General features: G+C 57.1%; 17 protein-coding genes and 2 pseudogenes. 2 read left to right on the top strand and 17 right to left on the bottom strand.

Features of this window, described 5'->3' with window-relative positions:
- Window positions 1-24 precede the first annotated feature (24 nt).
- Window positions 25-1,938, top strand: a complete 1,914-nt coding sequence (locus GF423_RS06710; RefSeq protein ID WP_154327625.1) for an AAA domain-containing protein — start codon at window positions 25-27, stop codon at window positions 1,936-1,938.
- Complete coding sequence (locus GF423_RS06705; protein ID WP_154327624.1) at window positions 1,935-2,411, top strand: LytR/AlgR family response regulator transcription factor; 477 nt, start codon at window positions 1,935-1,937, stop codon at window positions 2,409-2,411. Before GF423_RS06710 ends, GF423_RS06705 begins: the two co-directional genes overlap by 4 nt.
- A 9-nt stretch (window positions 2,412-2,420) precedes the next feature.
- On the opposite strand, the gene queG is transcribed toward GF423_RS06705, so the two are convergent.
- The 17 genes and pseudogenes from queG to GF423_RS06625 form a co-directional block, all read right to left on the bottom strand.
- Entirely contained in the window at window positions 2,421-3,356 is a 936-nt protein-coding gene (gene queG / locus GF423_RS06700; RefSeq protein ID WP_235911585.1) for a tRNA epoxyqueuosine(34) reductase QueG, read from the bottom strand.
- Window positions 3,337-3,966: a polysaccharide deacetylase family protein gene (locus GF423_RS06695; RefSeq protein ID WP_154327622.1), complete on the bottom strand. Its 630-nt coding sequence runs from the start codon at window positions 3,964-3,966 to the stop codon at window positions 3,337-3,339. Before GF423_RS06695 ends, queG begins: the two co-directional genes overlap by 20 nt.
- Window positions 3,967-4,074: 108 nt before the next feature.
- Entirely contained in the window at window positions 4,075-7,794 is a 3,720-nt protein-coding gene (locus GF423_RS06690; RefSeq protein WP_154327621.1) for a protein O-mannosyl-transferase family, read from the bottom strand.
- A 437-nt stretch (window positions 7,795-8,231) separates the two neighbouring features.
- A complete protein-coding gene (der, locus tag GF423_RS06685; RefSeq protein ID WP_154327620.1) occupies window positions 8,232-9,545 on the bottom strand; it encodes a ribosome biogenesis GTPase Der in 1,314 nt (437 codons plus the stop codon).
- A gap of 73 nt (window positions 9,546-9,618) precedes the next feature.
- Window positions 9,619-10,503, bottom strand: coding sequence for a GTPase Era (gene era / locus GF423_RS06680; protein WP_154327619.1), 885 nt, complete (start codon window positions 10,501-10,503; stop codon window positions 9,619-9,621).
- 196 nt (window positions 10,504-10,699) lie between these two features.
- Window positions 10,700-11,683, bottom strand: a complete 984-nt coding sequence (locus tag GF423_RS06675; protein ID WP_154327618.1) for a beta-ketoacyl-ACP synthase III — start codon at window positions 11,681-11,683, stop codon at window positions 10,700-10,702.
- A 224-nt stretch (window positions 11,684-11,907) separates the two neighbouring features.
- On the bottom strand, window positions 11,908-12,093 hold the full coding sequence (gene rpmF / locus GF423_RS06670; protein WP_154327617.1) for a 50S ribosomal protein L32: 186 nt from the start codon (window positions 12,091-12,093) through the stop codon (window positions 11,908-11,910).
- An 18-nt stretch (window positions 12,094-12,111) separates the two neighbouring features.
- Window positions 12,112-12,657 carry a YceD family protein gene (locus GF423_RS06665; RefSeq protein WP_154327616.1) on the bottom strand — a complete coding sequence of 182 codons (546 nt, stop codon included), beginning with the start codon at window positions 12,655-12,657 and terminating at the stop codon, window positions 12,112-12,114.
- Between the two features lie 78 nt (window positions 12,658-12,735).
- Window positions 12,736-13,704, bottom strand: coding sequence for a transporter (locus tag GF423_RS06660; protein WP_154327615.1), 969 nt, complete (start codon window positions 13,702-13,704; stop codon window positions 12,736-12,738).
- Window positions 13,705-13,781: 77 nt separating this feature from the next.
- Window positions 13,782-14,417: a hypothetical protein gene (locus GF423_RS06655; protein WP_154327614.1), complete on the bottom strand. Its 636-nt coding sequence runs from the start codon at window positions 14,415-14,417 to the stop codon at window positions 13,782-13,784.
- A 31-nt stretch (window positions 14,418-14,448) separates the two neighbouring features.
- The gene (locus tag GF423_RS06650) at window positions 14,449-14,937 is read right to left on the bottom strand and encodes an RNA polymerase sigma factor (protein WP_154327613.1); all 489 of its coding nucleotides are present in this window, start codon (window positions 14,935-14,937) and stop codon (window positions 14,449-14,451) included.
- Between the two features lie 306 nt (window positions 14,938-15,243).
- A pseudogene (locus GF423_RS14360) lies at window positions 15,244-15,330 on the bottom strand (site-specific DNA-methyltransferase); the annotation flags it as partial.
- 16 nt (window positions 15,331-15,346) lie between these two features.
- On the bottom strand, window positions 15,347-15,679 hold the full coding sequence (locus GF423_RS06645) for a hypothetical protein (protein ID WP_154327612.1): 333 nt from the start codon (window positions 15,677-15,679) through the stop codon (window positions 15,347-15,349).
- Window positions 15,680-15,722: 43 nt separating this feature from the next.
- Window positions 15,723-16,454 (bottom strand): type II restriction enzyme NmeDI-related protein, encoded by a 732-nt coding sequence (locus GF423_RS06640; RefSeq protein WP_154327611.1) that lies wholly within the window; start codon window positions 16,452-16,454, stop codon window positions 15,723-15,725.
- An 8-nt stretch (window positions 16,455-16,462) separates the two neighbouring features.
- Entirely contained in the window at window positions 16,463-17,263 is an 801-nt protein-coding gene (locus tag GF423_RS06635) for a KilA-N domain-containing protein (protein ID WP_154327610.1), read from the bottom strand.
- Between the two features lie 21 nt (window positions 17,264-17,284).
- Window positions 17,285-17,773: pseudogene (locus tag GF423_RS06630) on the bottom strand (DNA adenine methylase); the annotation flags it as partial.
- Window positions 17,774-18,019: 246 nt separating this feature from the next.
- Window positions 18,020-24,031 carry a hypothetical protein gene (locus GF423_RS06625; RefSeq protein WP_154327609.1) on the bottom strand — a complete coding sequence of 2,004 codons (6,012 nt, stop codon included), beginning with the start codon at window positions 24,029-24,031 and terminating at the stop codon, window positions 18,020-18,022.
- Between the last annotated feature and the right edge of the window lie 26 nt (window positions 24,032-24,057).

Below are 24,057 nucleotides of genomic sequence, written 5' to 3'. Positions count from 1 at the left end.
CCCGCACAAAATTATCCACACACGATGAACGCAGTCAACCCCATATTGCAATTGCACAAGCAGCGCCAACTGCTCGAGCTCGAGTACAAGGCCGAGAGAGAGGAATTCCAGCGGCAAACCGAGACCCTGGGCATCGAGCGCAAGGTGAAACGCGGCGATTGCTGGTATCCCGTGCAAGCTGGCCGCAGCTACTACAACTCGCTCAACCAGCTGGTGGTGGAGCTCACGCGCACTGCCGACGACACCGACATCGAGCACAACTTTGAGTACGGGCGCCAGGTCATGTTTTTCGCCGTCGACGCCCTGGGCACGCCCCGCTACTTCAAGCGCACCGGCACTGTGAGCTATGCCGAGCCCCAGCGCATGGTGGTGGCCGTGCCCGACGCCGGCTGCGTGGCCGAGCTCAAGGCCTGCGAGCTGCTGGGCGTGCAACTCTCCTTTGACGAAACCACCTATCGCCTCATGACTGCCGCCCTCGACCGCGTGGCACGTGCCCGCGACGGCCGCCTGGCCGAGCTGCGCGACATGTTTTACAACCCCGGCAAGCCCGGCAAGTTCACCTTTGCCCCCATGTCGTTTCCCTGGCTCAACCCCACGCAGGAAAAGGCCGTAAACGAGGTGCTGCGGGCCAAGGACGTGGCCGTGGTGCACGGCCCCCCGGGCACCGGCAAGACCACTACACTGGTCGAGGCCATCTTCGAGACGCTGAGGCGTGAGAGCCAGGTGCTCGTGTGCGCACAGAGCAACATGGCCGTCGACTGGATAAGCGAGCGACTCGTCGACCGCGGCATCGAGGTGCTGCGTGTGGGCAACCCCACCCGCGTCAACGACAAGATGCTGGCCTTCACCTATGAGCGCCGCTTCGAGGCCCACCCCGACTATCCCAAGCTGTGGGCCATGCGCAAGGCCGTGCGCGAGATGCAGGGGCACCGCCGTCGCGGCGATGCCGGCTACCACGACAAGCTCGACCGCCTCAAGAGCCGCGCCACGCAGCTCGAGTTCACCATCAACAACGACCTCATGGCCTCGGCACGCGTCATCGCCTGCACCCTGGCCGGCAGCAGCAGCCGTGTGCTCGAGGGCATGAAATTTGGCACCCTCTTTATCGACGAGGCCGCCCAGGCCCTCGAAGCCGCCTGCTGGATCGCCATCGCCAAGGCCCACCGCGTGATTCTGGCCGGCGACCACTGCCAGCTGCCACCCACCGTAAAGAGCCTCGAGGCCTTGAAAGGAGGCCTGGGCAAGACCCTGATGGAGCGCATCGTCGAGACCAACCCCCAGGTGGTGACCCTGCTCAAGGTGCAATACCGCATGAACGAGGCCATCGTGCACTTCTCGAGCCAGTGGTTCTACCACGGCCAGGTCGTGAGCGCCCCCCAGGTGCGCAACCGCAGCATCCTCGACCTCGACACCCCCATGACGTGGGTCGACACCACCGGCATGGACTTCAAGGAGCACTTTGTGGGCGCCAGCTTCGGGCGCGTCAACCACGACGAGGCCCTGCTCACGCTCAACACCCTGCACGACTACTTTGAGAAGATAGGCAGCCAGCACGTGCTCGACGAGCGCATCGACGTGGGCATCATCTCGCCCTACCGCGCCCAGGTGCAACTGCTGCGCCGCCTGGTGCGCGGCACGGCCTATTTCAAGCCCTACCGCCACCTGATTGCGGTCAACACCGTCGACGGCTTCCAGGGCCAGGAGCGCGACGTGATACTCATAAGCCTCGTGCGCGCCAACGACGAGGGCCAGATAGGCTTCCTGCGCGACCTGCGCCGCATGAACGTGGCCATCACCCGCGCCCGCATGAAGCTCATCATCCTGGGCGACGCCTCCACCCTCACGCGCCACCCCTTCTACAAGCGTCTCTACAACTATGTGGCCTCACTCAAGGCCCCGCAACAACAGGACTATAGCCAACTACCGCCATCATTATGAAATACGCCATTATTGAAAACGAAGTCTTTGCCCGGCTCAATCTTCAAAACATTGTCGAGACCCTGCGCCCCGGCTACCAGCTCGTGTTCACTGCCGAAACTGTCGCCGACGCCATAGCCGGCATTTCCAGCAATAGCGACCTCGACCTGGTGTTTATGGACATCGAGCTCGACGACGGCAACTGCTTCGAGATCTTCGACAGGATAATGGTGAAAACGCCTGTGATTTTCACCACGGCCTACGACGACTATGCCATCAAGGCTTTCAAGGTCAACAGCATCGACTACCTGCTGAAACCCGTTGTAGAAGACGACATGAAGGCAGCCATCGAAAAATTTGAAGAGCACACCGCCCCCTCAGGCAACGGCATCGACTACCAGCAGTTGAGCAAGGCCATGGCCAGGACACGGGCAAGCACACGCATCCTCGTCACCGACGGCGAGCACTTCACCGCCCACGTGCCCTATCTGTAGCCCCAAGAGCTAACGCCGGCGGCGCTTGATGAAGGCGGCATTGCGCTGCAGCCCCGCGAGCTTGGCGCGCTTGACGGCGCTGTGGCTGAACAGGCGCGAGAATCGGGCCTGGTCCATGCCCGCGATGTCGTCGAGCGTGAGGGCAAGCAGCTCGTCGCTGGGCTGGAACTCGGGCACGGCCGTGCCCGTGGCATCGCGGTTGTGGGGACAGCACTGCTGGCAGGCATCGCAGCCGTACACGCGGTCGCCTATCGCCGGGGCCAGCCACTGGGGCAGCTCGGCACCGCGATACTCGATGGTGAGACACGAGATGCAGCGGCGGGCGTCGAGAGCGCCGCCCTGGAGAGCGCCGGCAGGACAGCTGCGCTCGCAAGCATGGCAGCCCTGGCACGTGAGGGTGCACGGCGCGTCGGGCGGCAACTCGAGCGTGGTCAACAGCTCGCACAAGAAAAAATAGCTTCCACGGCCGGGTATGATGACAAGGCCGTTGAGCCCCGGGTACCCTATGCCTGCACGCTGCGCCCAGTAGCGCTCAAGCACGGGGGCCGAGTCCACACACACGCGGCTCGTGCAACCCGTGAGCTGCTCGATGCAGCGCGCCAGCTGCCGAGCGCGGTCGCGCACCACCTCGTGGTAATCGCGCCCGTAGGCGTAATAGGCCATCTGTGCCGTGCCGGCAGGCTTGAAACGGCGCGGATAGTAGTTCATGGCCAGGCTTATCACCGTCTTGGCGCCGGGCAGCAGCAGGGTGGGGTCGCAGCGCAGGTCGCGGTAGTTGCCCGCCCAGGCCATGCAGCCGTTCTTGCCCTGGGCCAGCCACTGGCCATAGCGGGCAGCCGCCTGGCTGCTCACCGGGCCCGCTTGGGCATAGCCGCAGGCGTCAAAGCCCAGGAGCCTCGCCTGCTGCTTCACGCGCAGGGCAATATCACATGGGGAGCCGCTCAAAGTTGTAACCTTTCTCCCTGAGCCACTCGATGGCACGCGGCAGGGCATATTTCATGTTTTTCTCGGCCTTGAGCGAGTCGTGAAACACGATGATCGACCCGTTGCGGGCAAAGCGCTTCACGTTGTCGAGCACCTGCTCGCCGTTGAGCTTGCGGCTGTAGTCGTGGCTCACCAGGTCATACATCACAATAGTGAACCGTGCACGCAGCACCTTCGACTGGCCGTAGCGTATGAGCCCGTGAGGCGGGCGGAAGAGCACCGAGTGTATGAGCTCGTTGGCCTTGAACACGTTGTGCAGATAGGTCTTGGTCGTGACCTTGGCGCCCTGCATGTGGCTCATGGTGTGGTTGCCCACACTGTGCCCGCGGCGCAGTATCTCCTGGAATAGCTCGGGATTGCGCTGCACGTTCTCGCCCACGCAGAAGAAAGTGGCTTTCACCCCATACTTGTCGAGCGTGTCGAGCACCCAGGGCGTGACCTCGGGAATGGGGCCGTCGTCGAAGGTGAGGTACACCGTGTGGGGGAAAAAGTGAAACCGCCACACTGTCTCGGGAAACAACATGCGGTAGAATAGCGGCGGTCGCTCAACCAATCGGTCTAATATACGCATTGCATATCTATTTTACTTGAATTGTGAATTGTGAGAAGAAAATAAAAAAAAGACGAGCGGAGATGAGATCATCAAGCAATTCCGCCCGTCTTTGACAGTTTTCAGATTTTATTGACGCTGGTCGTCGCCCTCACCGCTGCCGCCAGGCATGCCCTGCAAGCCCATGAGCGGGTTGCTGTTGCCGTCCTGGTCGCCGCCCTGCCCGGGCATGTTCTGGCCCTGGGGGGCAGTGCTGTCGACTGCGGCCGCTGCTGCACGCTGGGCCTCGATCATGCTTTGCTGCTGGTATTGCTGCTGCTGGCGCAAGAGAGCCTTGATGTTGTACTCAACCTGGTTGGTATTCACACCGTGGGCCCTGAGCTTTTGCAACAGGGCATTGTAGCCGCCGGCATTGATCTGCTTGTAGTACATCATGAGCTGCGGATAGAAGGCATTGCACACGTTGCGGTCCTGATCACACATGCCAAGCCCCTCGGGCAGCGATGCCTCGAACTTGAGCCACTGCGAGTAGCGCATGGCGTCTTGCTCGAGCAGGGCCACGGCCTTGCTGTGCAGGTCGGGGCGCGAGGCCGTCTTGCTGAGCTGCTCATAGACCTGGCTCATGGCCATCTTGGCACTGATGTAGCTGTCGTTGAAGATCACAAACGAGTAGGGGCACACGCGCTCAGGCATCTTCTTGACCATGAGGTCGAGCACGTTGAGTGCCATCTTCACGCGCTGTTGCGCCCGGGCCTTGTCGCCGGCCAGCTTGAAGGTGTCGGCCTCGTTGGCCAGGTCGCCGGCCAGGTTGATCATCTGGCTGCGGGTGGTCGATACCATGCGCCGCACGGTCTCGTCGAGATAGAGCTTCTTCTCGGCATCGGGCTGGTCAAGACCGCCCCAACGGAAGCGCTCGGTCACGTTGCGATACATCGTGTCGGTGTTGCACACGGGGTCCTGGCCCATGCTCTGCGTGCGCAACGGGGTGATCTGGTAGGCCATGCCCGTGTTCTGCAGGTAGGGTGAATACACGGTGTAGAGGCGGTTGTCGACCGTGCAGGCAAAGTAGCAGGGACGCTTCCAGCCGCCCTTGATGCTGGCGTTGATGATGTCGAGGGCCATCAGGTCGCTCGAGGTGAGCTGAATGGTCGGCTCGCCGCGGTGAGCAGCAAGCAGGTCGATGTCGATGTTGCTCTGTGCCTGGTCGGCCTGGCTCTTCTTGATGATGCCGGCAGCCACGGCAGCGTCGACGTTGGCCGGGATATAGAGGTTGCCCGAGGGCAGGTGGCCGGTCACGTGGCCATCGTCGCTGGTGTCGCTGTTGTCGCTATAGTCCTTTGTCAAGGCTTGGTCCACGCTCATCTTGGTATCGGTGTCGCCACCGTCGATCAGGTTGCCCTGGCGCGAGTCGTAGGCATAGGTGGTGGGGCCGGCCAGCATGGGCAGCGGCTTGGATTGGTAGGCAGCACGCTGCATCTGCGAGATATACCAGTCGGTAGCCAGGTAGGAGAGGTTCACCACGCGCACGTCGGTGCGGTAGCCCTCCACCTCCTGCAGGTACCACAGCGGGAAGGTGTCGTTGTCGCCGTTGGTGAAGATGATGCCGTTGGGCGCCACGCTCGACAGGTAGTTCATGCCGAAGTCGTGGCAGGCATAGCGGTTGGACCGGTCGTGGTCGTCCCACGTCTGGCTCACCATCTGCAAGGGCACCAGCAGGCCTATCACAGCAGCCACCACAGCCATGGCCAGGGCGGGAGTGCTCGAGCTGGCCTGGCGGTCGATCTGGGCAGCTTCATTCTCGGTCTTGGCTTTCTTGCCCTTAGTGAGCAGCCACACCGCTGCACGCCACAGCCCGGCCACGCCCATGCCTATCCATATAGCGAAAGCATAGAACGAGCCAGCATAGGCATAGTCGCGCTCACGCGGCTGCAAGGGTGGCTGGTTGAGGTAGAGCACAATGGCGATGCCCGTCATGAAGAACAGGAAAAACACCACCCAGAATTGCTCGATGCCGCGCTTGCCGGCAAAGGCTTGCCACAGCAGGCCTATGATGCCCAGCAGCAACGGCAGGCAGTAGAACACGTTGTGCCCCTTGTTGCCTGTGGTGTAGTCGGTGGGCATGAGGCTCTGGTCGCCCAGGCGGGCGTTGTCGATGGCCGGGATGCCCGATATCCAGTTGCCGCGGGTCACGTCGCCGCTCTGCCCGTTGAGACCCTGTATGTCGTTCTGGCGGCCGGCAAAGTTCCACATGAAGTAGCGGAAGTACATGTAGTTGAGCTGGTAGCCAAAGAAGAAGTCAAGATTGTCGGCAAACGAGGGCCGGGGCAGCAACTGCTGCGACTGCTGGAAGCGCGTGTCGGGGTTGCCGTCGGCATCGACCACGATGGTGGCCAGCACGTTGTCGAAGGGGTTCTCCTGCACGTTGAAGTAGCTGTTGTAGTAGTCGGTGTGCTGGGCCGACCACACACGCGGAAACAGCATGCACATCTCGCGGGGATACACAAGGTCGCCGTTGTAGCCCTTCATGATATACCTGTCGGGCTCGCCGGCATGGGTCTTCACCACGCGGGTATACTGTTTCGCCCCCTTGGTCATGCGGGCCGTGGCGCGGCCGTTTTCGTCGCTCTGGTACTGCGGCGTGGTGGCCGTGTAGACCTGGCCGTAGAGCAGCGGCGTCTTGCCATACTGGTCGCGGCTCAGGTAGCCCGAGAGGGCAAACATGCTGTTGGGCGAGTTCTCGTCGAGCGGCGTGTTGGCATTGCTGCGCACGATGATGAGCGAGTAGCACGTGAAGCCTATGAAGATCATGAGTATGCTCAGTATCACGTTGGAGAAGATGCGCACCGGCACCTTCTTCATGAAGCGGAACAGATACAGGCCCAACGCCACAAGGATGACGACGGGGATAAACATGCTCTCGCCTATAAACGGGATACCCGACATGAAGATGCTCAGGAAGAACGACCACGATATGGCCTTGTCGCTGCCGCCGCGGTGCAGCTCATAGATGCACCACCCGAAGGCTGCCAGCGTGAGCACGGCATAGACCACAACACCCACGTTGTAGGGCACGCCCAGCACATTGACAAAGAAATAGTCGAAGTAGCCGCCCAGCTCCACAAAGCCTGGCTCCAAGCCCCACAAGATGAGCACAATGACCGCAAACGAGATGGCCAGCGTGATGAGCGAGCCCGTCACCGTGGTGTTCTTGTAGTTGCGGTAGTAGAATACCAGGGCAATGGCCGGGATGCACAGCAGGTTGAGCAGGTGCACACCCAGCGAGAAGCCAAACACGTAGGCGATGAGGATGATCCACCGGTCGCTCTGCGGCTCGCTGGCCCGGTTCTCCCACTTGAGTATGAGCCAGAACACCAGCGCCGTGCAGAACGACGAGAAGGCATAAACCTCGGCCTCGACGGCCGAGAACCAGAACGTGTCGCTCCACGTGTAGGCCAGGGCACCGCACACGCCGCTGCCCATCACCACAAGGTACTGCGCAAGGCTCATCTTGTCGTCCTCGCCGTCGCGCACCACCAGTCTCTTCACCAGGTGAGTAATCGTCCAGAACAGCAGCAGGATGGTGGCAGCGCTCAGCAGCGCCGACATTGCGTTTACACACTTGGCCACTTTCATCACATCGCCGCCGGCAAAATTGGCGGCAAAGCGACCTGCCAAAATAAAGATGGGGTTGCCAGGCGGGTGGCCCACCTCGCTCTTGAACGCCTGAGCCACAAACTCAGGGCAGTCCCAGTAACTCGCCGTTGGCTCAATGGTCGACAGGTAGGTGAATGCCGCCACCGCAAAGATGATCCAACCCAGCGTGTTGTTGATAATGTTGTATTTCTTCATCGGTTGTTGATGATTAAACTATGATATGTTTTGATTGTTTTTTCTCAAAACCTGTGCAATGTGGCTCTAATTGCCACCACAATCGTGCAAAGATAACTATAATTTTCTGAAAAATTGTCTCCCAGCCTCACACAGCCATGATTTTAAACCTTTTTCACCCGCACCCGCGCACCGGCAGGGCCGATGACAAAAAAAATAAAAGTGCACTTTTTCACAAAAGCACACTTTCATCATAACCAAAATTCAAGTATATAATTTTTGTTGTTCGTCCTATTTTATTTCTTGTGATGTCTTTCTTGATTAGCATCACAAAGATAGTGCACATTTCTTATTTTTCATCAAAAAAAGTGCTAAAAAACAGTCAATAAATTATAACAAACATTAAAACCACACACGCCTTCAATGCCACGCAGTCGCAGTGTGGTGTCGCGGCGTGCTCACTTCTGCCTGAAATACAGGTTAATAGGCGTGCCGGCAAAATTCCACCGCTCGCGTATCTGGTTCTCGAGATAGCGCTTGTAGGGGTCCTTGATCCACTGCGGCAAGTTGCAGAAGAAGACAAAAGTGGGCACCTTGGCCTCTTTGAGCATGGTCACATACTTGATCTTCACGAGCTTGCCCTTGGTGGCAGGGGGCGGGTAGGCACCTATGATTTCCTGCATGGCGTTGTTGAGCTGCGAGGTGGGGATGATGCGCTTGCGGTTCTCCTGCACGTTGATGGCCTCTTGCAGCACCTTGAAAATGCGCTGCTTGGTGAGCGCCGACCCGAAGACGATGGGAAAGTCGGTGAACGGGGCAAAGCGGGCCTTGATGGTCTGCTCCATGTAGTCGATGCTCTTCATGCTCTTGTCGTGGGCAATGTCCCACTTGTTGACCAGCACCACGAGGCCCTTGCGGTTTTTCTCGATGATGGAGAAGATGTTCACGTCCTGGCTCTCGATGCCTCGCGTGGCATCGATGATGAGAATGCACACATCGCTGTACTCGATGGCGCGTATCGAGCGCAGCACCGAGTAGTACTCGATGTCCTCGTTCACCTTGTTCTTCTTGCGTATGCCGGCCGTGTCGACCAGGTAGAAGTCGAAGCCAAACTTGTTGTAGCGCGAGTAGATGCTGTCGCGCGTGGTGCCGGCAATGTCGGTCACGATGTTGCGCTGCTCGTCCATGAGCGCGTTGATGAGCGACGACTTGCCGGCATTGGGCCGCCCCACGATGGCAAAGCGGGGCAGGCTCTCGTCGACGCTCTCAACCTCCTCTTTGGGCATCTTGCGCACCACCTCGTCGAGCAGGTCGCCTGTGCCCGTGCCGTTGATGGCCGATATCGAGTAGGGCTGGCCCAGACCCAGCGAGTAAAACTCGGCCTCGGCATAGATGCCCTCGTTGTTGTCGTCCTTGTTGGTGACCACTATCACGGGCTTGTTGCTGCGACGCAGTATCGAGGCCACCATCTCATCGAGGTCGGTCACACCGCCCTTGATGTCGACCATAAACAGGATGACGTCGGCCTCGTCGATGGCCAGTTGCACCTGCTTGTTGATTTCGCCTTCAAAGATATCGTCGCTGTTCACCACCCAGCCGCCGGTGTCGACCACCGACATTTCCATGCCGTTCCACTCGGTCTTGCCATACTGGCGGTCGCGCGTGGTGCCGCTGGTGTCGTTCACAATGGCGGCGCGCGTCTTGGTCAAGCGGTTAAACAGGGTTGACTTGCCCACGTTGGGGCGTCCCACTATTGCTATTAATCTTCCCATGTATTTTTTATATATTCTGTGTTTTTTTCCCATGCCCGCAGGCATGAGGCGATGTTCGGTGTTGTTGTTGCGTTTATTCGATGTAGCCGAAGGCCTTGAGCTTGCTCTCCTGGTTGCGCCAGTCCTTCTCTACCTTCACATAGAGCTGCAGGTACACGTGCTTGCCAAAGAACTTCTCGATGTCTTTGCGGGCCTCGGTGCCCACACGCTTGAGCTTGCTGCCGCCGTGCCCTATGATGATGCCCTTCTGGCTCTCGCGCTCGACATAGATAACGGCCATGATGTGAATCTCGGTCTCGCTCTCCTGGAACTGCTCCACAATCACCTGCGTGGCATAGGGCACCTCCTTGTCGTAGTCGAGCAGTATCTTCTCGCGCACGATCTCGGTCACAAAGAAGCGGCTCGAGCGGTCGGTGAGGGCGTCTTTGCCAAAGTAGGGCGGGTTCTCGGGCAGGAGCTCCACGATGCGCCGCATGAGCTGGTCGACGTTGAAGTTCACCTTGGCGCTGGTGGGGAATATCTCGGCCTGGGGCAGCAGCTGGCGCCACTTGTCGACGATGGCCTCAAGCTGTTGCTGGCCGCCCGTGAGCAGGTCGATCTTGTTGATGACCAGCAATATGGGTATCTTCTCCTTGGCCACCTTGGCCAGAAAGTCCATGTTCTTGGTGGCGTCTTCCACCACATCGGTCACATAGAGCAGGATGTCGGCATCGACCAGGGCGCCCTTGGAGTACTCCAGCATGCTCTCTTGCAACTTAAACTTGGGCTTGAGCACGCCAGGCGTGTCGCTGAACACGATTTGGTAGTCGTCGCCGTTCACGATGCCCATGATGCGGTGGCGGGTGGTCTGCGACTTGTTGGTGATGATCGACAGGCGCTCGCCCACCAGCAGGTTGCTCAGGGTCGACTTGCCCACGTTGGGGTTGCCCACTATGTTTACAAATCCAGCTCTATGCATTGTTGTTGCTGTTGTGTTGTGTGATTGCAGTGTGAAACATTACTTTTTTTTATGCCGCCAGCGGCCATGGGCGGTAGCCAAGCCCTGGCTTTAATACAACAAAAATGCATCGCTTGTCCAGGTGTGGTGGTGTGATGCATTTTTATCGTGGGTCACCGCCGCTCCTTTATCGAGGGGCGGTGAGAAATATTCAACATTAGATGGCCCAGATCAGGTAGGAAGCTCCCCAGGTGAAGCCGGCGCCGAAGGCGGTGAGCACAATCTTGTCGCCCTTCTTGAGCCGCGACTTGTACTCGTCGAGGCAGATGGGGATAGATGCAGCGCTCGTGTTGCCCACGTGCTGGATGTTGACCAGCACCTTGTCGTCGCTTATGCCCAGGCGGCCGCCCACAGCCTCGATGATGCGCAGGTTGGCCTGATGGGGCACAAACCACTGGATGTCGTCGCACGTGAGGTTGTTGCGCTTCATGATTTCCTGGCTCGAGGTGAGCATGTCGATCACAGCGTGGCGGTACACGGGGCGTCCCTCCTGGTAGAGGCAGTTCTCGTCGGCGTCGATAGTAGCGTGACTTGTGGGGTGCGCGCTGCCGCCTGCCCTGTAAAGCAGGTGCTCGAGGCCGCTGCCGTCGACGTGAAACACACCGTCTTGGAAGCCCACAGGCTCCTCGGTGGGCTCCATGAGCACGGCTGCCGCACCGTCGCCAAAGAGCGGGCACGTCGAGCGGTCCTTGTAGTTGACCATCGAGGTCATCTTCTCGGCACACACCACGATCACCTTCTTGTAAAGGCCACTCTTGATGTAGGCCGCAGCGTCGTAGGTGGCCACGATAAAGCCAGCACAGGCGGCCTGAATGTCGTAGCCGTAGCATTTCTTCTCCATGTCGCAGTGATGTAAAATCACCGATGCTGTCGAGGGGAAGCGGTAATCGGGGTTGGATGTGGCGCATATGAGCAAGTCGACGTCGTCGGGGTTGGTGCCGGTCTCCTCGAGCAGCTTCTTCACTGCCTTGATGCCCATGTAGGAAGAACCCACGTCTTTCTTCAGCACACGGCGCTCCTTGATGCCCACGCGTGTAGTAATCCACTCATCGTTGGTATCCACCATCTGCGCCAGGTCGTCGTTGGTGAGCACGTCGTCGGGCAGGTAAGAGGCAATACCACTTATTTTAGCGTTCAGCATATCGTTTCTGTTTCTTTCTTAATAAGAATAACTGTCTCTCTCGCTTAAAAGTAAGTATATCCTAAATAGCACCTCTTGTTGAGCAGCGTTACTTAGGATACACGAGACTTTTTTAAAAAAAATTTTTCTATTGCCTGAAAAAAAGATCATGCCGCCTGTGCAAGAGGCCCGCTGCTGCGTGTGCAATAGGGGGCGGCGCTGCACAGTGCCACATCTATTTTTCTTTACACTGCTGCTTCCTCACCAGTCACCTTCTTGCCGCGGTAGTAACCGCACTCGGGGCATACTGTGTGATAAACATGCCATGCGCCGCAGTTGGGGCATTGTGCAATAGTTGGAGCTACAGCCACGTCGTGGGTGCGGCGCTTGGCTGTGCGAGTCTTTGATTGTCTACGTTTAGGATGTGCCATTTTCTTTTATTTATTTTTTTAGTTGTTATCTTTTAGTTTTCTCAGAGCCTCCCATCGTGGGTCGTCTCCGAGATTGTAGCTTCCTGTATCTTCGCGGCCCGAGCGCAGCGGCTCGTCGGCGGCCATGTGCTGGCTCAGGCGCTCGAGCATTTGGGCATTGCAGCCCCCCTCGGGGTGCACGTGCTTGATGGGAATGGTGAGCAGCACCGTGTCGCGCAGCAGCGGCGCCAGGTCGAGCTCGCGCCAGTGCGAGGGTATGGTGAGCACGTTGTCGACGCTGTCGTCATACTCGTCGCCTTCTTTAACGCTCAAGTCGTAGCTGGTGTCGACGGCCCATTGCATGTCGTCGAGGCAGCGGTCGCAGGGAATCGTGATTTCGCCTTTCAAGGTCATCTCTATCTGGTAGATGTCGTCGCTCTTGCGGTCGACGCTCACCACGGCATCAACGTTGCCGCCTCTCACCTCGAGTGGCTCGATATCGTTGAAGAAATCCTTGCCCAAGTGATAGGTAAATTCCTGAACACCAAGCGACAAGCGCTTGAGTGGCAACTTGTATGAGGCCATTTTCCTGTCTTTTTAACGTTAAAATCGGCACAAAGTTAGTAACATTCCTGCTAATTATCAAGATTTTGTGATTAAATTTCAGTCATGATGCTTTTTTTCCATGCGGCGGTGCTGCCACAATTCCAGGCTGTTCACCAGGTTCTGCCACAAGATGTAGCACCCGGGGCCCACCGTGGCCAGCGGGGTGAGATAGGCACTGGCCACCCATATTGCAAAACCGGTATTCTTCTGGCCCAGCCCCTGGCCGGCCTCGGTGCTGGCCCCCATGTAGCGGCCTATGTTGCGCCCCACCGAGAACTGAATGACACACAGCACAAAGCTCACCACAGCCGTGGCAACAAGAAACGTCGCCGTGGTGTGGGCGTGCATGATGTTGCGCATGGTGATGCCGCTCACGATCGAGAGCGAGCAGCCCCACAGGTAGAAACCCAGGTCGGGCACGCCGGCGATGGCGCCCGAGAGCCGCGGCAGCCACCGCCGCACCCCGTAGGCCAGCCCCATGGGCACCACCAGCACGGCGCACACCTTGAGCAAGATGAGCCACAGCATGTGCCAGAACGGCAGCGAGGCTCCGTGCTCGAGCAGCGGGAAGGCAATGGGTATCATCACCGCCGTGAGCACGTTGCTCATGAAGGTGTAGGTGGTCATCGACTCCAGGCTGCCGCCCAGCTTGGCCGTGACCACCGCCGAGGCAGCCGCGCAGGGCCCGATGATGCAGGTGAGCACGCACTCCATGAGCACGCGGTGGGGACCGCGCAAGTCAAAGTAGATGATGCTGAACACCACCACAACCACCATCACCACCTGCGCCAGGCTCGTGTAGAGGTGCCAGCGGGCAGGGCGCATCTTGCTGTAGTCGATTTTGCAAAAGGTCACAAACAGTATCACAAAGAGGAACCACGGCAGTGCCTGGTCAAATACCGGACTCATCGCCCGGCCCACGCCGTCGAGCGCAGGCACCATGGCAAATATATAGTAGATGGCTGCCCCGCTCACGATGGAGCAGGGCAGGGTCCAGTTTTTCAAAAATTCGATTACCTTCTTCATTGCGGGGGCAAATATAGCTATTTTACTCCACACCGCGAGGCGATGCAAGGTTTAAAAGATGTAATCGCGCCCATGTGTCAGTCGCCCCCCAAGTCCTTGATTTGATCGATGATGGAATCGTTGGTCTTCTGCATCTTGCGCAAGATGACCACGGCTGCCACCAAGCCCGCCACAAGGCCGATGCTGCCGCCCACAATGCCGCCCGTCAGGGCTGCGCTGTGGGCTGTGTCTATGACATGGCCCACGGGCAGGCGCATGTACATGTCGATGATGAACCACGCCGCCCATATCAGGCTCAGCGGCAGGTTGATGGCAAAACTCCACATGCGCAGGCGCTTCATGCTCAGCAGCTGCTCCTGGGTCGCAACCAGCGTGCCCGCCATGAAGTCGGGGGCTCGCTTCACGTTGATGATGTAGTCGGCCGTCACGCTCACAGCCAGTATCACAGCCAGCATCACCTCCGGGCCCATCGACAGCTCCAGCTGCATGGCTTCGATGACAAAGAAGAGGATGAGCAAGGGCGTGGCGATGATTTCAAACCACACCATCTGCTTTATCCATTGCAACTTCCCCTTCATCGACTGCCGCATGAGCTTGTCGCTCACGACGAGCTGGCGGTCGAGACTGTGTTTCAACAGGGCCATCTGCTGGCGCATCTGGTCAAGCTCTTGCATGTTGCTGCTGTCGGCGTTGATGTTTTCCTCGTTCTTCATAATGTGTGGTGTGCAGTTTTGTTGACAGGTGTTACTCATCTTCTTTCATGTTTTTGAGCTGCTCGCGTATGCGAAACAGCCTTATCGATACATTCTTGGTCGAGATGCCCACAATCTGGCCTATCTCCTCGTAGCTTATGTTCTCGAGCCACAGCAGCACGATGGCGCGGTCGAAGGGTTGCAGGCGCTGTATGCGGTCGTGCAGCAGCTTCACCTGCCGCGATTGTGCATCACGGTCCTCAAAGAGGTTGACATTCATGTCGAGAGGCACTTTCTTCAGCTTTTTCTTGCGACCGGCCGAGATGCAGGTGTTCAGGGTGATGCGCCACAGCCAGGTCTTGAGGCTGCTTTGCCCGGCATAGGAGCCCAGTCCTTTCCATATATTGATGAGCGAGTCCTGAAAGAGGTCGTTTACCTCGTCGGGGTCGCTCGAGAACATGTAGCACACCGAGTAGATGGTGCTCTTGTGCGCTTTCACCAGCTCGTGGAACTGGGCTTCCAGCTTTTCTTTCTTCTCCATTTCTTGAGTTCTCTCTCTCGTTTACACACCCTATTTGACGCAGCGCGCCGCCCAAAAACTACACTCCCGCCTCAATTATTTTTTCAACAGTTAAAATCACATCTCTATTGCTTCTCTTCTTAAAATGGCAATCGACTATATTCACAAGAATCCTCATGCACTATAGCGCAATTCTGTGAATTATGCAGATCCTCTATGTGACTGATTAGACATCGGCTCTTCTCTATGCAATTGATTTCTTCACGTCGTGCTTTGCTCAACTCGCAAAATTGTTTCTCTTGCTCCAACCCAGCAAATCGTCGCCCACACAAATTTGCCGCTATGCATCGTTATTCCACCGTTGGACAGAAAATAAGGAGGGTCGGCAAATATCATGTCAAACTTGAAGTCAAACTAAATGGTAAGTTTCTTATTTATAGGAACTTTTTAGGCGTTTTAATATTCTATATATGTGATTTTTTGGATAATGCTCTTCTTGGAAATGCTTATGTTCGTCTTCCCAAAGGTAATCAATAACGGCTTTAATATCTGCCTTTTGTTCTTCTGTCAATAATTGCATTACAAGCAAGTCTTCCATGTCGAATCCAACCTCTTCAATCCAAGGATTTTCTTTGATGAGATTGCACCTTGCTTCTTTAATATTTTTCCCAAAAGCTCTACCGAGAACTTGACAATTCTCCACATTGTTTCCATTTGGGGCTTGCGTAAAACCTGCTGTAGTGTAAAAAATGTATTCTGACATAATTCATAAACTTTTTTTAATTATCTATCAACAGAGTTTGTTGTTATATAAATCCCTCGCTTGCTCTTGCTATACACATTAGTTCATATTGCTTATAGATACTCTCATAACTATGGAAAGCAACACGCTCTTTCACCTCTTTGAAAGCAGTTCTGCTCATCACTTTGTCAAATTGTTCCTTGCGATTCTGAGGTGCAACAATCAAGAAGCGGCTGTTGAAATCTTGTAAATCACAAAACTTAGTGATTGAGTTTTGAATGTCTGTCGAATGCTCCACTTCAAAGAAGCTATTTGGCATTTTGCGCTCATTGAACCAAATGACATCCACGGTCCTTGCCCTCTCTGTAAGATTCTCGTATGAAAAATCGGGAATATGGATTGTGGTGCAAATATCTTTCAGGGGCTTTTCAAGAAACTTGCGGTTTTGGTCTTGCGCAGGGACATAGGTCGCATAATGTTTCATGTTGCCTATCTCTATAATAAGTCCTTGATAGTAACCATGTGTAAATTGCTCAATGCTCTTTTCTTCCTTCGGGCAGATGTCGAATTTGCGCATCACTTCTTCACGACATTCCTCCAATGCCCAAAGACCTGGCTGTATTTTAAATATTTCGTTAGATTGCTGCACAATTCTTCGGATTGATTCGTTAGGAGTCTTAGTTGCCCACGATTTTGTATCTACGAGATGATACAAATCACTGAGCGTAGCATACCCTCCTGTTGTGCGAAGAGTATCTATCACTTGTTGTGCCTGTGTATATTTCTGCTGCCTCATAATCGTCTTTACTTCAATAAATTTCTGCCTCCAGTATCTTCGAGGATTTTCATTTGTTGGATAGCAATCTGATTCAGTTTGATGAGCCGTTCAGATTGTGCCATACCATCGTTAATAAACACAGCATTTAGATTCTCCATGTTCGATAAGCAGATTAGCTCATTTATATTGGCATAATCACGAATGTTACCTTTCTTATCGGGATTCTGTTCACGCCATTGCCTTGCCGTCATACCAAACATAGCTATGTTGAGAACATCGGCTTCATCGGCATACTTCATAGCTGCTTGTTCACGTGTCACCTCGTTTGGAATAAGATTTTCCTTGATTGCATCTGTGTGAATACGATAGTTTATCTTTGACAATTCACGTTTAGCAGACCATGACAATTGTTTCTGCTCATCAGCTTTAAGACGTTGATACTCTTTTACCAACAAAAGTTGGAAACGAGGACTAATCCACATTCCAAAGTGGTACGCAATGTCTCGATGAGCATAAGTTCCACCATATCGGCCAGCTTTTGCCATGATGCCTATTGCACCTGTTCTTTGAATCCATGCCTTTACAGAAAGCACGAAGTTGTTGCTTCCTGCTGCATTTTTAATTGTATCGAATTCGGTACAATTAAAATTCGGATTATATAGCATTTCCCATTCACCGAGATATTCTATTGTACTTTTAAGGCTCATCCATCTGAAAATTATGTGTTCCTGCATTTGGCTATGTGCCATATCTGTCAAAGAGATATAATCCTCGTTTTGCACACTAACAACAGATATTTCTGTATTTTCAACTTTTATCTTAGCCATAATCCTTAGTCTTTAGTTAACACAAATTTGTGGTTGCATAAACTTTCCGTAAGGAACATTAAACAATCCTTTCTTGTTCACACGATACAGGCCATTGAAACATGTCCGGTTAAGGAAGAAAAACTTGGTAGTATTTTCTATCGGGTCAAGATTTTTCTCATTGTAACGCTGGCGCACATCCATGTACATTTCACGTTTCGCATCCATGTCGGGCAAAGAGCAATACTGTGCTTGTATCTCGCGCAAGGCTGGAATCAACTCTTCAACGTGGTCACGCACAGTTGTATAGCAAGTTATCAAGTCGTGATTGATGTCATTGATTACAGCACGCTTGATATTAGGATGCTGTTGCAACATGTGAAACAGCATAGCCCCACCCCCTACAAATGGCTCTATGTAGGTGGCGTTTTTCCAATTATCAAAGTCAGCTGGGAGTTTCACTTCCAGTTGCTCTATGAGCTGGCCTTTTCCGCCAACCCACTTGATGAATGGTTTTGCTTTCAAATTCATATAGTTTGCTTTTAATCGCTCTGATAGCTGTAATGTGTCTTTTGTGTTGTGATGCAAAGGTAAGTATAAAACGGGCAAAAATCGCTTGATTTCGCTGCATTTTTGTGAGGCTCAGGCCTGGGCGCTGTTTTTGGGCTGTCGTTTTTTTTCCCCCCAATAAAACAACATTGCCCGCCTGGGCAACATTCCCGGCGGGCAATGGAAATTTTCAATCGGCCGCACACGCGCTGTGTCGGCCTGTGTGCGTTACTTCACCACAATCTTGCGGGCACGGGCGGCGCCGTTGCTGTAGCGGTCGCGCTCGATATAGATGCCGGCGCTCTCGGGCCGCTTGGTGCCCAGGCTCTGGCCGTTGAGGTTGAAGTACTCGCGAGCCACGATGGCAGCATCGCTGGCATCCACGTCGGTCACGCCGGTGGTCATTGTCACCACCAGGCGGTAGCTGCGCGTGTGGGTGCCGCAGGTCTTGGTCAGGGTCACCTCGCCGGTGGCAGTGGGCGTGGCCACGTTGCCGTCGATGGTCACAATCTCGGGGCTGGCCGTCCACGTGGTACCCTCGGGGTCGCCCACGATGAAGGGGCCGGCCACGCTGTCGGGACCGAAGCCCTCGGGCAGCACCACCGTGGCGGCATACCAGTTGCTCAGCACGCTGTCGGCCAGCTCGGCGAGCACGGGATACATGCCCACACGCTCTACATAGGCATCGCCCAGGGCGGCGTGCACCATCTCGCGGGTCGAGAGTGCAATGCCGGTCGAGTCGATGTTGGAGTAGGGCACAGTGCGGTTCACCGTGATGTCGTAGTACACGCTGTCGAGCAGCACCTCGTCGTCGGTCGAGGCAGTCACGTGGCTCACGTAGCTTGAGTCGGGACCGCTTATCTCGCCTGCCGTGTAGCAGTTGCGCACGTTGAAGGGCCCGTACGACGTGTCGTCGCGTGCGTCGCCTATCAGGCCCGAGGCATAGGCCGTGCTCGTCACCTTGCCCAGGTTGTAGCAGTTGGTCATGCTCGAGGCGCGGTTCAGGGCCATCAAGCCGCCAGCCGGAGCATAGTCGCGTGTGGTGCCGGTCATGGCCACGTCGCCGTAGTTCACGCAGTTCACATACTTGGCATCGCTGGCATAGCCCGTGATACCGGCGGCATAGCTGTCGCTCTCGACGTGGCCATAGTTCACCACGCGCTCCATCACGCCTTCATAGGAGCTGGAAATGCCCGAGCCATACATGCCCGAACCCATCACGTCGCCGTAGTTCACACAGTCGCTCACGACAAAGTCCTCGCCGTTGACATCGGCTACCAGGCCGCCGGCATAGTCGCCGCCGCCTATCACCGTGCCCGTGTTGTAGCAGTGGGTGAAGCGGCTGCCCGTGTAGGCATAGCTCAGCAAGCCGGCGGCATATTTTGCCACGGTGCTCACGTCGCCCTTGTTGTAGCAGCTGTCGACCAGCATTTTCACATAGGCATAGCCCACGAGGCCGCCGGCATACTTGTTGGCGCTCACGGCAGCCGTGTTGCTGCAGCCCGCGATGATGATCGAGTCGCTCCGGTTGGTCGTCGAGGCAAGGATGCCGCCAGCCTCCGAGCCAGTGGCTGTGACGGTGCCCTCGTTGCGGCAATTGAGCAATACGTCGCCGCCCAGCGAGACGCCCACGATGCCGCCCACCGAGCCCTTGCCGGCGATGGCGCCGTGGTTCACGCAGTTGCTTATCGTGCCGGCGTTCTCGGCAGCGATACCGGCCACACCCGTGTAGGGCGCATTGATGTCGCTGTAGTTCTCGCAGTTCTCCACCAGGCCGCCGCGCAGCACGTCGTAGACGATGCCGCCCACGTTGTCGTACTTGGCGTCAAACTTGGCGTAGCCCTTGCAGTTGGTCACCTTGCCGCCGCCCATCACGCGGCCGGCAATGCCGCCGAAGCCATCGTCCTTGGTCGTCGACACGGTGATGTGGCTCTCGCAGCTGTCGACGGTACCATACACGCGGCCGGCAATGCCGCCCGTGCTCCCGTAGGCAGCCATGTAGCCGCTGGCCAGGTTCACGTTGTGCACGCGGCCGTTCTCGCCCACGTTGCCTATCAGGGCAAAGTATCTTCCGGTCGAGAGCCTGTAGTCGCTCGTGTAGTTGATGTTGAGGAATTTCTTGCCGTTGCCGTCGAAGTCGGCGTCGAGCTTGTGCAGTTTCACTGCCACAGGCACATAGGCTGTGGTGTCGAAGTCGATGTCGTTCATCACCTTAAAGTAGCGGCCGGTGAAGGCATAGTCGGCGTCGTTGGTGTAGCTTGCCAGCAAGAGCATGTCGGCCTTAGAGCGTATCTGGTAGGGGTCGGCCTTGGTGCCGCTGCCTGTGAAGGCGATGGGCTGCGCACGCAGCGGTATCACCTTGGTGTAGCCGCCCAGGCTGGCCGTGAGCGTGTCGCGCAGGGCAGTGTCGCCGGCTATGGCCACCGTGAGGCGGTTGCCGTCCTCGATGGCAAATTGCTGTGCCTTCACCAGGCTCCAGCTGGCCGTGTCGCTCAAGGCAGCCGTGTGGCGCACGTCGTCGATGGTCTCGTCGTCGGGCAGGGTCACCACCATGTTGCGGTGGGCCACAGCCGCGGGCTCATCCTTGAAGCGCTTGAGCACTGGGTACTGGCCGGCTGCGAAGTCGACCTGCTGGGCATCGATGCCCTCGAGTGCCTCGCCGCTGGTGAGCTGGCGCGTGAGCAGGCCGTTGATGCCCTTGAAGGGTGCGCGATAGGCAGCGCCGTAGTAGCCCAGTTGCTTGTCGTAGTAGTTGTTTTCAAAGTTGTAGCCGCTGGTCACCGTGGTGAGGTCGCGGGCCGTGAAGGCACCCGTGCCATAGTCGTCGGGGTTGCCGTTGATCACCGAGCCGTAGTTGATGTTGCGGGCTATCAACGAGCCGGTCGATGCCGAGGTCACGATGCCGGCCGTGTTGCTGTAGGCCGTCACGGTGCCAGTGTTGATGTTGTCGGTTATCACAGCCGCACTCGATGTTGAGCCCACAATGCCGCCGGCGTTGTAAGGCCCGTCGTCGGGATAGTCGGGCAGATAGGTGCAGCGCACCAGGCCGTCGTTCTGGCAGCCGGCGGTAGTGCCCTTGCTGTAGGGCACAATGCCCGCAGCGCGGTTGCTGCCCACCGTCACGGTGCCGCTGTTGTAGCAGTTGATCACCTTTGAGCCCGTATCCTGGTAGCCCGTGATGCCGCCGGCGTTGGTATAGGCAGCCGTCACGTCGGCATAGTTGCGGCAATTCTCAATCGTGCCCTTGTTGTAGCCGGCGATGGCGCCCACATAGCCGTAGGCATAGAAGTGGCAGTCGCTGGCAATGTTCAGGTTCTTGACCACACCCTTGGGGCCTATATAGCCGAAGAAGCCGGCATACTGGCGCGACTTCGACGGCGTGGCCTTGCCAAAGCCGTTGAGACCCACGCTGTCGATATAGAGGCGGTGTATCGTGTAGCCCTGGCCGTCGTAGGTGCCGGCAAAGTTGTGAGCGCTCTTGCCGTCGGCCCCGATGCCCACAAAGTCGGTGGCGTTCTCCAGGTCGATGTCGTTGGTCTGCTTGAAGTAGTCGCCCAGATAGGTCTGCGCGTTCACGGTCACACCCTCGTTGAGCTTTATCAAGTCGTCCTTGTCGCTTATCAGGTAGGGGTCGTCCTGGGTGCCGCTGCCGCGGAAGGCCGTGGGATCTACCGTCTCAAGCATCACCATCTTCACCAGCTTGTCGTTGCCGTCGATGCGGGCCACCATGGTCTCGCTCGAGTTCACATTGTTGATTTTCACACTGTCGCCGCTCATGACCAGGCCGGTCGACGAGGTCACATAGCTCGAGTTGGCAAAGATGCGCCACACGATATTGTTCACGCTCGACACGGTGAAGGCCGTCTTCACCTTGCGCGAGGTCTCGCTGCCTGCAAAGGTGAGGGGCGACACCGAGAGGTGCGACTCGGCACTCGTGGCAAAGTGCTTGAGGGCGGGGTAGAGGCCTGCAGTGGCCGTCCACACCTTGCTGTCGAAGCCCTGCGGCAGGGTGCCGCTGGTGAGCTGGGCAGTGCGCATGATGCAGCTGGCCGAGGGGTCGGGCATCACGTTGCCGGTCACTTGCTGGTCGAAGTAGCAGTTCACCAGCACACTGTCGGCATAGGTCGAGCCATAGAAGCCCTGCGTGGAGCGCATGGTGGGCGTGATCACCTCGCCGCTGTTGTAGCAGCTGGTCAACCGCGACGGGTTCTTGTATCCCTCGAAGTGGCCGTTCACATAGGTCATGATGGGTTTCACCACATAGCCCAGCAGGCCACCCACGTGCTCATTGTTGCCGCTGTTGATCACGATGTTGCTGTTGTAGCAGTCGGTCATCGTTGAGCCATACACGCGCCCGGCCACGCCGCCAGCAGCGCCCACCTGGTTGATGGTGCCGTCGAGCTCGCGGCTCGTGGTGCACACTGCGGCCACGGGGCCCACATTGAAGCTGCCCGAGAGGTTGGCATAGGCCAGGTCGCCCACAACGCCGCCGGTGAGCACGTTGCTGGCCGTGGCGTTGACCATGGCGTCGTTGTAGCAACGCTCAATGTGCATCTCGCCCTTGTTGAGGGTGCCGCCTATCACGCCGCCCAGACCGTGAAACACGCTCGAGTACACGCTCTCCACGCTCACGGTGCCGTGCGACTCGAGGTCGGTCACGGTGCCGGCCTGCAGCTCGCCTATCACGCCGCCGGTCTCGCCGGCTCCCGTGAGGGTGCCAGTGAAGCTGAGGTTGCTTGCCGTAGTGCCCTTGAAGGCACCTATCACGCCGCCGCCAAAGCTGTTGTTGTGCTTCATCGTGGCCCCTGTCACGGTCACGTTGCTCACCACGCCGCTCGAGTAGCCCACAACGATGCCTGTGTAGGCGCCCGCGCTGGTGAGCGACGGGTTGTCGACTTTCAAGTTCTTGATCACACTCTGGGCGCCTGCCATGCCGAAGAGGCCCTGATAGGACTCGTCGTAGGCTGTGTGGCTCCAGTTTTTCAAGGTGTAGCCCTTGCCGTCGAAGGTGCCCTCAAAGGGGTGGCTCTCATTGCCCACCGGCCGGTAGGCCTCGGCAAGGCTGCTCATGTCGATGTCGTTGCCCAGCGCGATGTACTTGCCCTGGTAGCTCTGACCCAGGTTCACACTCTCGGCAAAGGCCAGGTACTGGTCGAGGGTCTTGATCACATAGGGGTCGGCCTCGGTGCCCGAGCCGCTCCAGTCGAGATTTTTCTTCTCGGGATAGGTCACCAGCCCCGAGGCAAAGTTTATCGTCGAGTTCCAGTAGCCGCGGGCCATGAGGCTCAGCACGTTGCGCGAGAATATGCCCCACGAGCCCAGCGTCCAGCTGGTGGCTGTGCTGGTGGCCGTGATAGAGCCCTTGTTAAGCGGCGCGCCGTTCCAGTCGTGGCTGTAGCAGTAGAAGTCGCCATACATGCTGTTGGTCAGCACGCGCTGCGGTGCAATGGTTACGGTCTTGTCGGGGTTGAGCACGGCGTTGACTACAGCGCCTATTCCGCTGAAGTTCAAGATGCTCACCTGGTTGGCGCTCACGCTGTCGATATACACCGGGTAGCTCAACACCGTCGTGCGCGAGCTCGGATTGTTGATGTCGTAAAGCGTGTCGGTCATCACGGCGTTGGGCACCTCGAGCTCGCTGCCCTTGAAGCGGGCAAACGAGCCGCCCTTGTAGTCGCCCTCGGTCACAAACACGCCCCAGCCACTCAGCGTGACGCTGCCGTCGGCATTGAGGGTGCCCTTGATGGGGTTCTTCGTCGAGTAGGTGTTGGCCTTCGCATCATAGGGGCATATCCACACGGGCCCGTAGGTGGGGTGGTTGTAGACAAGGCCGGGGTTGATGCTGATGGTGCCGGCACGCTGGTCGTAGGTGGCCGTGAGCGTGTCGCGCAGGCCCCACAGGTTGTACACATAGGCCTGGTTGGTGCCATAGGCCTTGGTCGTGACAATGGCGCTGGCCTGCTTGGTGCCGGTCACGCTCTCATCGATCTCGGCCAGCGTGAGCGAGTCGGCAATCGATGCTTTAAGTCTCACTTTTCCTGCCGTGGCACGGCCGCTCTTGCCCGGCACGGCTTGCTGGTTCCATTGGGTGGCCTCCAGCACTCCGGTGGCCTCGAGTTGCTGGGGCAGCGACGGCGGTGTGCGCATCGTGCCCACGTCGGCCTGCCTGAGCTCCTGCGCCCAGCCCGCCATCGAGGCGAGGCACGCGGCCAGCAGGATTAAACATAGTTTTCTCATCATTAGAAATTGTTTTGAGTGTTAATGTA

The organism is Sodaliphilus pleomorphus, from assembly GCF_009676955.1.
Lineage (GTDB): Bacteria > Bacteroidota > Bacteroidia > Bacteroidales > Muribaculaceae > Sodaliphilus > Sodaliphilus pleomorphus.
The sequence above is the reverse complement of the archived record's forward strand: the minus strand, read 5'-3'. Positions and strand labels throughout refer to the sequence as shown.